Origin of the sequence: Micromonospora sp. AMSO1212t (genome assembly GCF_008868145.1) — a bacterium.
Classification (GTDB): Bacteria; Actinomycetota; Actinomycetes; order Mycobacteriales; family Micromonosporaceae; genus Micromonospora; species Micromonospora tulbaghiae.
Map to the genome: position 1 here is coordinate 77,708 of NZ_WBKS01000002.1, position 11,942 is coordinate 89,649.

An 11,942-nucleotide genomic window follows, 5' to 3' on the forward strand; every position below is an offset into this window, starting at 1 on the left:
CGCGATCAGTCTCCGCTCAGCAGATCTTCTTCGCCAGAGCGGTGGTGGCGCCGCCGTGCTCGTACGAGACGAGCAGCGAGGTGCCGGCCGGAAGCGACCCGCTCAGCGGCAGGACGAGGGTGCCGTCCTTGCGCAGCTCGGCCTCGGCCTCCGCCACGACCCGGGTGCCGTCCCAGAGGAAGGCCCGGGCGGTGCCGGCCTTCTTCACCTGCAGCTGCACGGACACCTTGCTCGCGCTGCGGGTGACCTTCTTGATCTTCACGGTGTTGTCCGCCAGCTTGGCGTAACCACCCGGTGCGACCCCGTCCGAGACGGACTGCAGCAGGGTCTGCGGCGACTCCACGCTCAGCGCCGCGGTGTCGGGCATGATCGGAGCCTTCGGCGCCGACGGCTTCGCCGGGAGGTCCGGCAGGAGCGCGTTGCCCCAGCGCCACGGGTCGGCCCGCACGCCGCTCCAGGTCGACCAGCCGACCCGGGTCTGCGAGCTGAGGTCCTGCGTGTCCGAGTCGTTGACCAGGATGTTCAGGCCCATCCGGCTCGGGTCGATGGTGTCCGGCAGCACGCTGAACGGAATCTTGACCTCGATCCGGTAACCCGTGTACGGGTTGCTGGTCACCACGGAGGCGATCTCCACACCCGGCGCGGTCTCCGGGCCGCCCTGGTGGTTGTCCCGCTCCCGGGCGAAGCACGGCGGGTTCCCGTTGGCCGGGTCGTTCGTGGCCGGGAAGAGCGCCATGTTGAACACCGTGGAGGTGTTCGCCGAGTTGCCGCGCGGGTCGATGCCGAACTCGATGTTGTCGTTACGCCGCGGACGCTTGCAGTCCTCCGGCGGCAGGACGGTGCCGAGCACGTCGTCGGTGATGTTGAAGATGGCGTACAGGGCGTCGTCGGTGTGGGTGAGCTGGGCGGTGCCGGAGATGTCCGACGCCGGGGCGGCGGTGCCCTCCCAGCGGGTCGAGATGTCGATGACCTCGCCGGTGTACTCGTGGTCGTGACCGTGGCCGTCCACCGTCGGCGCGGTGGCGGCCTTCGGGATCGTGGTGGTCGGCACCAGGTTGAACGCACCCGGCTCGCTCGCGCTGCCACCGGTGTAGCTGGTCTCGATCTGCACCCGGTAGGCGCCGTTGTCCGGGGCCCGGTTGGCCGTCGGCAGCGACGTGTCGGTGTTGGTGACGGTGAACGTCACCGAGGTGCTGGCGCCCGGCCGGAGGCCGCTGTACGGCACCTGCTGCTCGGCCACCGAGAAGCCGGCGGGGACGTTCAGCTTGACCGCGCCGGACTCGACCCGGGTGCCGTGGTTGGTCAGGTTGACCTTGACGCTACGGGTGCCGCCGCTGGGGATGTTCAGCAGGGACTCGATGAGCGCGTCGAGCTGCTGGGTCTTGTTGCGCACGGTCCAGGCGCGGAAGTCGGCGATCTCCTCCAGCGGCTCCAGGGTGCCGCGCACCGGAGCGGTGCCCTGAACCCGGGCGCTGCTGGTGCCGCTGCCGTCCTTCTTGCTGGTGAGCGTGGCGTCGAGCTTGAAGCGGGTGCCCACCTCGACCTGCGCGGGCGGCGTGACGGTGAAGGTCTTCACGACCTCCTTGCCCGGGGTCAGCGTGCCGACGTTGCCGTTGCCGCTGACGCTCCAGCCGGCCGGGACGTTCAGGGTGACCTTGGCCCCCGGTACGGCCTTCTCGGCGTAGAGGACGGTGTCCACCTTGATGGGCTGGCCGCCGACGGCCTCCCAGTTGCGCGGACGCACGTGGATCTCGGTGCCGAGCGGCAGGCCGCCCGGAGCACGCAGGGTGGCACCCTGCAGCGCACCGGTGCCGGCGCCCACGTTCGGGTCCGGGTACGGCGTGCGGGTGTCGATCAGCGTCAGCCGGTTGCAGCCGATGGCGTCCGGGTTGGTCGTCGGGAAGGAGCTGTTGCCCCAGCCCTGCGACACGTACTCCCGGCGGGCCCAGGTCTGGACCGTGTTCCACCGGTTGCCGTCGTGCCGCGCCGACTCGTACCCCTGCCAGGTGCCGAAGATGACGTTGCTGGCCTCGGCCGGCGTGAACGTGGTCTCGCAGGCGGGGCCGTTGGTGCCGGTGGTGCCGCTGCCACCGGTCTGGAAGATGCGGGAGACCCGCCAGGGCTTGAGCCCTTCCTTCTTGATCTGCTCCGGGAACGCCTTCGGGTCGGCCGCCGCGTAGAAGGCCTCCACGGCCAGCATGGCCGCCTTCTGGTGGTTGCCGTGGTTGCCCTGGGTCGCCGAGGGGTTCATCGTGAGGATGACCTCGGGCTTGGTGGTCCGCAGGACCCGCACGATCCGGGACAGCGTCTCCTGGTGGCCCCAGACCTCCTCGGTCAGGGGAGCGCTGGCGGTGTACCAGAAGTCCAGCGCGTCCAGGTTGTAGATGTGCTCGACGCCGGCCCAGCCGACGGCCTTGCGCTCCTCGGCCTCCCGCAGGATGCCGAGCTCCGGGCCCTCCTCGAGACCGGTGGCGTTGCCACCGCCCTCACCGCGGGTGGTGGTGATGACGCCGGCCTTCATGCCGTGATACTCGTTCCAGTATCCGAGCATGCCGAGCTGGCCGGCCTCGTCGTCCGGGTGGGCGCCGATGAACATGATGTCCAGGTCGACCGGCTTGTCGGACTTCTTGGCCTGGGGCTTCGGTGCTGCTTGCTGGGGGTTGGCCTGGGCCGGAGTGGCCAGGCCCAACGACAGCAGACCGCACATGGCGATCGCTGCGCTGGTGCGCCATCTCATGGGCATACCTCTTCGTCTCGAAGCGAGAGTGCTGCGGCTGGGGATGGTCGGCCCGGCACGGGCCGGCTGACACGCGGCTCGTGCCGGGCCGTGATGCAGACAGCTGTCCACTGAGGACCGGGGGGTCCTCGGGGTCGTGGTGCTCGACAACGGGATGGTGGTGCTCGCGAACCGTCACGGCGTGAGCGGTACGCACGGTGGCGACGTCGGTCCACCGGAAGGCCTTCGGGCCGTAACCTAGGGATCTTGCGAAGCCGTCGTCAATAGCTCCGGACGACTTTCTTCCTTATCCGAATAAACGATCGGCCCTGCTCAGGACGATCATCGGGAGGTCGACCATGGCCTGTGGACAGGCTATGTCCGGGTTTGTGGCCCCAATGTGGACCGGAGGGCTCGTTTTTGCCTGTCATGTCGGGCTGGCCCCGGCCCGACCGGCTTGTCGGCCGGAGAATTTTCCCTGGTCCGCGGACCGAGATCATCTCGTTACTTGACGCCAGAATTTTTTCTCACTAGGAAGAAAGTGTGTCTGACAAAGCCCCGACCAGCCCGGTCAGCCGTGAGCGGTCCCGTGAGATCAAGCGTCTCTCGGTGATCTTGGCCGCCCGGCAGGCCCGGCGGCTGTCCCGCGTGGACCTGGCCGAGATGACCGGCCTCTCGGCGGCCACTGTGACCGCGCTCGTGCGGGAACTCGTCGCCGAGGGCTACCTCATCGAACGCGGCCCCGGCGCGCCAACCACCGGCCGGCCACGGGAGATGCTCGAGTTCAACCCCCGCGCCGAGCTCGTCGCGGCGGTGTCGCTGGAGCCGCCCCGGATCAGCTGCGAGATCGCCGACAGCGAGGGCGCGGTCATCGCGCACCGCGTCGCGCGGCTCGGCGCGAACGTGGTGGAGACCGTCTGCGAGTTCGTCCTCGACCTGGTCGGCGACAACCTGCCGTCGCTTCGCGGCGTCGCGATCGCGGTGCCCGGGGTGTCCAGCAACGGTGCGGTACGCCTCGCGCCGTCGGTCGGGCTGGTCGAGGCGTGGCCGATCGGCGAATCGGTGCAACGGCGGCTCGGCGTACCAGTGGTCGTCGACAACGACGTCAACCTCATGGCCGCCGGCGAGTGCGTCGCCGGCGCCGGCGCGGACGTGGCGAACCTGCTGCTGATCCACGTGGCCGACGGCATCGGCGCCGGCCTCGTGCTCGACGGCAAGGTCCGCCGCGGCGCCAGCGGAGCCGCGGGCGAGGTCGGCTTCCTGCCGCTGGGCGGCGCGACCGAGCGCCGCTACAGCGGCGTCGGCGAGTTCGAGGCCCGGTGGTCGGTCAACGCCATCGCGGAGCGGGTGGTCGCGCTCAACCCGGGCCGCCGGCCCGAGTCGCCGGTACGGGAGCTGAGCCGGCTCGCCGCGACCTCGGCGCCCGCCCGCGACTACCTCGACGAGGTCCTCGGCGCCTGGGCCGGGCTCATCCTCTCCTGCGCCTGCGTGGTCGATCCGGGGCTGGTGCTGCTCAGCGGCGCCGCCGCGGAACTCGACGACCCGGCGCTCGACCAGCTCCAGACCCTCGTCTCCGCCCGGACCCCGGCACCCACCGAGGTGCGCCGGGCCACCCTCGGCGACCAGGCCGTGCTGCACGGAGCGATCAGCTACGCGCTCTCGGCCGCCGTGCCCCGGCCCTCGCTTCCCTGACCACCACCTGACCTCGACGACCCCGACCCGACCCCGACACCCACCCACCGTCACCGCCACCGTCGCGGCGACCGCGTCTCCACACGGGACGGCCGGTCGCGGCGCGGTACGACGCGCCCCGGTCCGGGCGTGCGACCCGCGGACCTTCGACTCCGTCCCGGGGAACCGGCGAACCCGCCGGCGCCCCTGGTCGGGATCGCACACCGTCTTTTCCCGCTTCCGATAGTTCCCCCGCAAAGTGGAGGTACCAATGAAACGTCGTTTGGCCCTGGCCGTCGCGTTCAGCGCGCTGCTGGCCGTCAGCGCGTGCGGCAGCAGCGACGACGACAAGGACACCGGCTCCTCCGGCTCCGCGTCGGCCGAGAAGGTCGTCATCTACAGCGCCCGCGACAAGTCGGTCACCGACTACGTGGTCGAGCAGTTCACGACCAAGAACCCCGAGTACAAGGGCAAGGTCGAGGTGCTCAACATGGGCGCCCAGGAGGTGCTCGAGCGGGTCCGCGCCGAGAAGGCCAACCCGCAGGCGTCGGTCTGGTGGGGCGGCACCCAGCAGGGTCTCGCCGCCGGCGCGTCCGAGGGCCTGCTGGAGTCCTGGCAGCCGTCGTTCGCCTCGAAGATCGACGCGCGGTACAAGGACGCCGAGGGCCGCTGGTTCGGCGAGATCCTGCTGCCCGAGGTCATCATGTACAACAACAAGGCGCTGACCCCGGAGACCGCGCCGAAGGACTGGGACGACCTGGTCGACCCGAAGTGGAAAGACAAGATCATCATCCGGGACGTGGCCGCCTCCGGCACCATGCGCTCGATCTACGCCTCGATGATCCAGCGCTACACGGCCGACGGGTCCAACCCGCAGCCCGGCTACGACTGGCTGCGCAAGCTCGACGCCAACACCGTCGAGTACGCCGCCAACCCCAGCGACCTCTACCTGAAGATGTCGCGTGAGCAGGGCGTGGTGAGCGCCTGGAACCTCCAGGACATCCTGCTCCAGGCCAACGAGAAGATGCCCTTCGGCTACGTGATGCCGGCCTCCGGCGCGCCGGTGCTCGTCGACGGCGTGGCCGCGGTCAAGGGCGGCAACAGCGAGGGTGCGAAGAAGTTCCTCGAGTTCCTGTTCGACGACTCGCTGCGGGCCAGCCTGGCCAAGGACTACTTCCAGATCCCCGCTGTCGACATCGCCGAGAAGCCCGAGTGGCTGACCAAGCTCGACCTCAAGCCGATGGACGTCGACTGGAACGTGATCGGCAAGAACGAGACCGCCTGGATCACCCACTGGAACGCCCAGATCAAGGGCAAGGGCTAAGACGCTCGGAACCGGGCCGTGCTCCGGCACGGCCCGGCTTCGTCCTGGAAGGACCCACGAAATGATCGATGTCCGACTGACGGCGGTCAGTAAGCGCTTCGCCAAGTCGAGCGACTCCGCGGCGGTCGATGACGTCACCGTCACCATCGGAGCCGGCGAGTTCTTCACGCTGCTCGGACCGAGCGGTTGTGGCAAGACGACGACGCTGCGCATGGTGGCCGGCTTCTACTTCCCGACCTCCGGTCACATCCACTTCGGCGACGACGACGTCACGCACTGGACGCCGAACAAGCGGGACACCGGCATGGTGTTCCAGAACTACGCGCTGTTCCCGCACATGACGGTGGCACAGAACGTCGCCTACGGGCTCAAGGTCCGCCGGGTCTCCCGCGCCGACCAGGCCCGCCGGGTGGAGGAGGCGCTCGCCCAGGTGCACCTCGCCGGGTACGGCGACCGGCGCATCGACGCGCTCTCCGGTGGCCAGCAGCAGCGCGTCGCGCTGGCGCGGGCCCTGGTGATCCGCCCGCGCACCATGCTGCTCGACGAGCCGCTGTCGAACCTCGACGCGAAGCTGCGCGAGGAGACCCGCGCCGAGATCCGGCGCATCCAGCGGGAGAGCGGCACCACCTCGATCTACGTCACGCACGACCAGGCCGAGGCGATGGCGATGTCGGACCGGATCGCGGTCATGGAGTCCGGCCGGGTCCAGCAGGTCGGCACCCCGCACGAGGTCTACTACCAGCCCGCGAACGCGTTCGTGGCCCGGTTCATCGGACGCAGCAACGTGCTGAGCCTGCCGGTGACCGGCGCGGGGGAGCAGCGCGTCCAGGTACGCCTGCCCGGCGGCGCCTCGATCGAGGTCGGCGCTCCCGCCGGACACGGGCTGGCCGAGGGCGACACCGCACTGGTCTCCGCGCGCCCCGAGCACATCGCGCTCGGCGGCGACGACGACACGGCGTCCCTGCGGGGCCGGGTCAGCCACGTCGAGTTCACCGGCATGGCCACCCACGTCACGGTCGACGTGGACGGCGACGAGGTGATGGCCGCGCTGGTCGACGCGCCCGCCGGTATGGCGCTCGGCGACGTCGTGGGCCTGCGGCTCGTACCGGAGCGGCTCTGGGTGGTCAAGCCGTGACCGCTGCGACCCCGACCGCCCCCGGCTGGGCGGCGGCTCTCGGCCGGCGCCTGGCCGGCGGAGCGAACTCCCGATGGTTCCCCTACCTGCTGGTGCTGCCGCTGGTCCTGGTGCTCTGGGGCTTCGTCGTCCAGCCGATGTTCGCCACCTTCCGGGAGAGCGTCAGCGCCAACGGCACCGACAACTACCTCCAGTTCCTTTCCTCCTCCGGGGTGGCCCGCGAGTCGCTGTTCACCTCGCTGTTCATCTCGGCGGCGAGCGTGCTGCTCTGCGGCGTCGTCGGCGTGGCGATGGCGTTCCTGCTCAAGCGCTTCCACTTCCGCGGCCGGCGGCTCATCGAGGCGTTCATCCTGGTGCCGGCGGCCCTGCCGCCGCTGATCGGGGCCGTCTCCTTCCAGCTGCTCTACAGCAACATCGGCATCGTGCCGCGTGGCCTTCAGGCGCTGCTCGGCGCCGACAAGCCGGTCCTGGCCTTCGACGGCATCGCCGGCGTGCTGGTGGTGCACACGTTCACCATGTACCCGTTCTTCTACCTGGCCGCCTCCGCGGCGCTGGCCGGGATGGACCCCTCGGTCGAGGAGGCGGCGTACAACCTCGGCGCGGGCCGGGTACGCGTGTGGCGCACGGTCCTGCTGCCGATGCTCACCCCGGCGCTGATCTCGGCCTCGCTGCTGGTCTTCATGACGTCGCTGGCGTCCTACACCGCGCCTCTGCTGTTCAACGTCAGCCAGACCATGACTATGCAGATCTACATCAACCGCACCAACGGCGACCTGCCGATGGCCTCGGCGTACGCCTCGGTGCTCGGCATCGTCTCGATCATCTTCCTGCTGGCCATGCGCTGGTACGAGGGGCGGCGCAACTACCAGTCGCAGTCCAAGGGCGTCTCGGCGGTCCGGCGGGAGATCACCAACCCGATCGGCCGCTGGCTCGCCCCGCTCGCCTCGGTGCTGGCCACGCTGGTCCTGCTGGCCCCGGTCGGCGCGATCGCGCTCGTCGCGTTCTCCGCGGACCGGTCCTGGACCACCGAGGTGCTGCCGCCGACGTACACGTTCGAGAACTTCGTCACGATCTTCACCGACCCCAAGGCGTTCCAGCCGATCCTCAACTCGGTGCAGATGAGCCTCATCGCGGTCGTGGGCTGCGTGGTGATCGGCGTGCTCATCGCGTACGCCGTGCGGCGGCTCACGTTCGTCGGACGCGGCCTGCTCGACGTGGCCGTGATGATCGCCTGGGCGCTGCCCGGCACGGTCGTGGCGATCAACCTGATCTCGGCGTTCAGCACCGGCAACGCGTTCAGCTTCGGGCAGGTGCTGGTCGGCACGTTCTGGATCCTGCCGCTGGCCTACTTCGTCCGGTTCCTGCCGATCGTGTTCCGGTCCAGCTCCGCGACCCTGGCGCTGATCGACCCGTCGCTGGAGGACGCCGCGCGCAACCTGGGCGCCTCCTGGCTGCGCGCGTTCTACACGATCACCGTGCGGCTGATGCTGCCCGGCGTGCTCGCCGGCGCGCTGCTGGCGTTCGTGCACGGCGTCGGCGAGTTCGTCGCCTCGGTGCTCATCTACACCTCGTCGACGGTGCCGATCTCGGTCGCCATCAACAACCGGATGTACAGCTTCGAGCTGGGCACCGCGGCCGCCTACGGCATGCTCCAGGTGCTGCTCATCTTCGTGGTGATGTGGTTCTCCGGGCGGCTGGAGAGCAGCCGGACCGCGACCCGGAGGGCCGAGCAGTGGACGAACTGATCGAGCGGTGGCGGACCGGGGGAGGGCTGCTCCCGGTCACCCGGGTACCCGGGCACGCGTTCGCCGCCGTGACCGAGGCGGCCGACCTGGCGGTGCTGCCGGTCGGCGCGGTCGAGTGGCACGGTCCGCACCTGCCGATCGGTACCGACCTGATCCTGGCCGAGGGCTTCGCCGGGGAACTGGCCACCGGGTCCGCCCGCGCGGTGCTCTTCCCGGCCACGCCGTACGCCGCCTGCCCGGGCCAGACCCGGCAGTGGCCGGGCACCGTGGCGCTGCGGCCGGAGATCGCCGTCGGCTACCTCGCCGACGTGCTCGCCGGCATCGTCGAGGCGGGCTTCACCCGGGTGCTCGTGGTCAACGGGCACGACGCCAACATGTCCACCGTCCGCGCCGCGATGGAGTGGGTGTCCGGGCGGCACCGGGCCAGCATGATGCTGGTGAACTGGTTCCAGCTCGTCGGCCCGGACGAGACGGCCGGGATGTTCGGGGAGCTGCCCGCGCGCGGGCACGGCGGCGCGTACGAGAGTTCCGCGGTGCTCGCCTTCGATCCGGCCGCGGTGCGCCTGGACGCGGCGCCGGACCTGCCGCCGAAGCCGAAGCTGCCCACCCCGTACCCGTACGTGCTGGTGGAGTCGCGGCCGGACCCCTGGCAGGGCTGGTCGGGCCACATCTCGCTGGCCGGCGAGGAGGCCGGCGGCCGGATCCGCGTCACCGCCGGCGCACGCCTGCGCGAGCTGGTCGGGGCGTGGCTCGCCGCGCCGCTGCCCGGGCCGCCCGGCGCCGACGGGCCGGACCAGACGACCGGATGACCACGCGCGGCATGCCGCACGACAACGCACCACCTCGGGAGGCCACCATGAGCCCGTCACTGACCGTCTACCAACAGCACCATCTCCGCGTCGTGTTCGACCACCACGTCGCCCACCTCTACCCGGCGATGGTCACGGCCAGCAAGGCCCACGTCGTCATGCTCGCCGAGCAGGGACTGATCTCCGACGAGGCCGCCGCGACGATGCTGCGCGGCCTGGTCGCCCTCACCGGTGACCGGCCCGAGGAGCTGGAGTACGACGGCAGCGTCGAGGACGTCTACTACACGCTGGAGAAGCGTCTCGCCGCCGCGGCCGGCATCGAGGTGTCGCAACTGAGCGTGCAGCTCGCGCGCAGCCGCAACGACCTCGACGCCGGCGTGTTCCGGATGGTGCTGCGCGACCAGCTGCTCCAGGTGCTCGACGCGCTGCTGGCCACCGGCCGGACCGTGCTGGACCGCGCCGACCGGCACGCCGACGTGGTGGTCACCGGCTACACGCACCGCCGCCCGGCCCAGCCGACCAGCATCGGGCACGTCTTCGCCGGTTACGCCGAGGCGCTCGCCGGTGAGGCCGCCGCGTACGCCGACCTGCTGGACGAGATGAACCGCTCGCCGCTGGGCTCCTGCGCCTTCGCCGGCACCGACCTGGACATCTCGCCCCGGCGGCTGGCCGACCTGCTCGGCTTCGACCAGCTCATCGTCAACTCGTACGAGGCGGTGGCCGGGGCCGACCACCTGGTCCGGGTCGCCACGCTCAACGCGCAGGCGCTCGCCACCGGCGCCCGGCTCACCCGCACCCTGATGGACTGGCTGAGCTGGGGCTGGGTGGTCACGCCCGGCGAGTTCACCCAGGGCAGCAGCATCATGCCGCAGAAGCGCAACCCGGTGGTGCTGGAACACCTCGTCTCGATGGCCGGCGCCGCCGCGGCCGACGCGGCGAGCGTGCTCAACAACGTCGGCGCCGCCTGGTGGGAGGACTCGAACAACGCCACCACCGACGTGCAGGCCCGGCTGTGGGAGGGCGACGACCGGGCGTACCGGTTCTTCTCCCTGCTCGGCGGCCTGATCGAGAAGCTGGACCCGCAGCGCCCGCCGTCCGGCGAGGAGATCGTCGCCTCCGGCGCCACCACCACAGCGGCGGCCGACGCGCTGGCCCGCCACGGCGTGCCGTTCCGGGGCGCCCACTCGCTGCTCGGCCTGCTGGTCCGCGGCGGCGCGCCGGCGACCTGGACCGAGGAGCTGGTCCGGTCGACCGCCGCCGACCTCGGTCTGACGCTCGACGACGCCGCGGTACGGGACCTGCTGGCCGCCGCGGTCCGCCCCGAACTCGTGCTGCGCCGCGCCCAGGCCGACGGCCCCGGCGAGGCGGCCGTCCGGGACCAGGTCGGACGACTGTCTACAATGCTCGACGCGGTGCAGGAGCGGGCGCAGACGTTGCGCGAGCGGCTGACCCGTGCCGACGCGGCTCTCGCCGAGGCGGTCGCAGCGAGGGTAGGCCCGTGACGGGGCGGCAGACGCAGCTGGCCGTGGTCGCGGACGTCGTGTCGCGGCGACCACGTGATCTGGACCGACGGCCCGAAGGGCGATCTGACATCACCATGGAACGACCGGCAAATCCACGCCTGCTCGGCATCGACTTCGGCGGCACCAAGATGGCGATCGGCGTGGGCGACACCGACGGCCGGCTGCTCGCCTCCGAGCGCCTGCCCACGATCGCCGAGCAGGGCGCGCAGCAGGCCCTCACCCGGGCACTGGACCGGGCGTGCGAACTCGCCGAGCAGACCGGCGGCACGATCGTCGCGGCCGGCATCGCCTCGCCCGGCGTCGTCCACGACCACGGCATCGAACTGGCGCCGAACGTGCCCGGCTGGGAGCAGCTGCGGCTCGCCGACGCGGTCCGCGCCCACCTGAACCTCGCGCACGTGCGGGTGACGAACGACCTGAAGGCCGCCGCCTACGCCGAGCTGCGGCTCGGGGCGCTGCGCGACGCCGATCCCGGACTCGTCGTCGGGCTGGGCACGGGGGTCGCCGCGGCGGTCACGGTCAACGGCGAGGTGCTGCCGGGCCGTCACGGCGCGGCCGGCGAGATCGCCTACGGACTGACCGACCTCAGCTGGCCGCCCCGCCTGGAACCGATGCTGGAGGCGACGTTCTCCGGCCGGGCCCTGGACGAGCTGGCGCAGCGGCTCGGGGTGGACGGCCGGGCGGCCGGCCTGTGCGCGGCCGCGGAGCAGCCCGGCCCGGTACGCGATCAGCTCCGGCTGCGCGTCGACGAACTGGCCCGCCAGCTGGTCACGTGCTGCCTGCTGCTCGACCCGCAGCGGATCGTGCTGGTCGGCAGCGTCGCCGGCAACGACCTGGTGCGGGAGCTGCTGACCGAACGGCTCACCCACACGCTGCCGTACCCGCCGGAGATCGTGCTGTCGGACTTCGCGCAGGACGCCGCGTTGCTCGGTGCGCTCGTCATGGCCACCGAGGCCCAGCCCGCCGTGGTCTGACCGGAACGGCGGCGCAACGCCGCCGGGCGGGGCGCACAGCGCGCC

Annotated in this window: 8 protein-coding genes; 7 read left to right on the forward strand and 1 reads right to left on the reverse strand. The window is 71.2% G+C overall.

Annotated elements, in window-relative coordinates; all coding sequences use genetic code 11:
- Positions 1 to 16 precede the first annotated feature (16 nt).
- The gene (locus tag F8279_RS00875) at positions 17 to 2,737 is read right to left on the reverse strand and encodes a sugar-binding protein (RefSeq protein WP_091416839.1); all 2,721 of its coding nucleotides are present in this window, start codon (positions 2,735 to 2,737) and stop codon (positions 17 to 19) included.
- Between the two features lie 522 nt (positions 2,738 to 3,259).
- Between F8279_RS00875 and F8279_RS00880 the strand changes: the two genes are divergently transcribed.
- The 7 genes from F8279_RS00880 (at position 3,260) to F8279_RS00910 (ending at position 11,897) form a co-directional block, all read left to right on the forward strand.
- Positions 3,260 to 4,408: an ROK family transcriptional regulator gene (locus F8279_RS00880; protein ID WP_091416842.1), complete on the forward strand. Its 1,149-nt coding sequence runs from the start codon at positions 3,260 to 3,262 to the stop codon at positions 4,406 to 4,408.
- Positions 4,409 to 4,658: 250 nt separating this feature from the next.
- Positions 4,659 to 5,711 carry an extracellular solute-binding protein gene (locus F8279_RS00885; protein ID WP_091416845.1) on the forward strand — a complete coding sequence of 351 codons (1,053 nt, stop codon included), beginning with the start codon at positions 4,659 to 4,661 and terminating at the stop codon, positions 5,709 to 5,711.
- A 61-nt stretch (positions 5,712 to 5,772) separates the two neighbouring features.
- Positions 5,773 to 6,846 (forward strand): ABC transporter ATP-binding protein, encoded by a 1,074-nt coding sequence (locus F8279_RS00890; protein WP_091416847.1) that lies wholly within the window; start codon positions 5,773 to 5,775, stop codon positions 6,844 to 6,846.
- Positions 6,843 to 8,591 carry an iron ABC transporter permease gene (locus F8279_RS00895; RefSeq protein ID WP_151498790.1) on the forward strand — a complete coding sequence of 583 codons (1,749 nt, stop codon included), beginning with the start codon at positions 6,843 to 6,845 and terminating at the stop codon, positions 8,589 to 8,591. The genes F8279_RS00890 and F8279_RS00895 overlap by 4 nt, the downstream gene beginning before the upstream one ends.
- Positions 8,579 to 9,400 (forward strand): creatininase family protein, encoded by an 822-nt coding sequence (locus F8279_RS00900; RefSeq protein WP_091416857.1) that lies wholly within the window; start codon positions 8,579 to 8,581, stop codon positions 9,398 to 9,400. Before F8279_RS00895 ends, F8279_RS00900 begins: the two co-directional genes overlap by 13 nt.
- A 47-nt stretch (positions 9,401 to 9,447) precedes the next feature.
- Positions 9,448 to 10,902 carry an argininosuccinate lyase gene (locus tag F8279_RS00905; RefSeq protein ID WP_151498791.1) on the forward strand — a complete coding sequence of 485 codons (1,455 nt, stop codon included), beginning with the start codon at positions 9,448 to 9,450 and terminating at the stop codon, positions 10,900 to 10,902.
- A gap of 95 nt (positions 10,903 to 10,997) precedes the next feature.
- Positions 10,998 to 11,897 (forward strand): ROK family protein, encoded by a 900-nt coding sequence (locus tag F8279_RS00910; RefSeq protein WP_091416860.1) that lies wholly within the window; start codon positions 10,998 to 11,000, stop codon positions 11,895 to 11,897.
- Positions 11,898 to 11,942: the final 45 nt, after the last annotated feature.

Excerpts from the sequence above, each read along its gene's own strand:
- F8279_RS00875 (WP_091416839.1), bottom strand. The coding sequence starts at position 2,737 with ATGAGATGGCGCACCAGCGCAGCGATCGCCATGTGCGGTCTGCTGTCG.
- F8279_RS00885 (WP_091416845.1), top strand. The coding sequence starts at position 4,659 with ATGAAACGTCGTTTGGCCCTGGCCGTCGCGTTCAGCGCGCTGCTGGCC.
- F8279_RS00890 (WP_091416847.1), top strand. The coding sequence starts at position 5,773 with ATGATCGATGTCCGACTGACGGCGGTCAGTAAGCGCTTCGCCAAGTCG.
- F8279_RS00905 (WP_151498791.1), top strand. The coding sequence starts at position 9,448 with ATGAGCCCGTCACTGACCGTCTACCAACAGCACCATCTCCGCGTCGTG.
- F8279_RS00910 (WP_091416860.1), top strand. The coding sequence starts at position 10,998 with ATGGAACGACCGGCAAATCCACGCCTGCTCGGCATCGACTTCGGCGGC.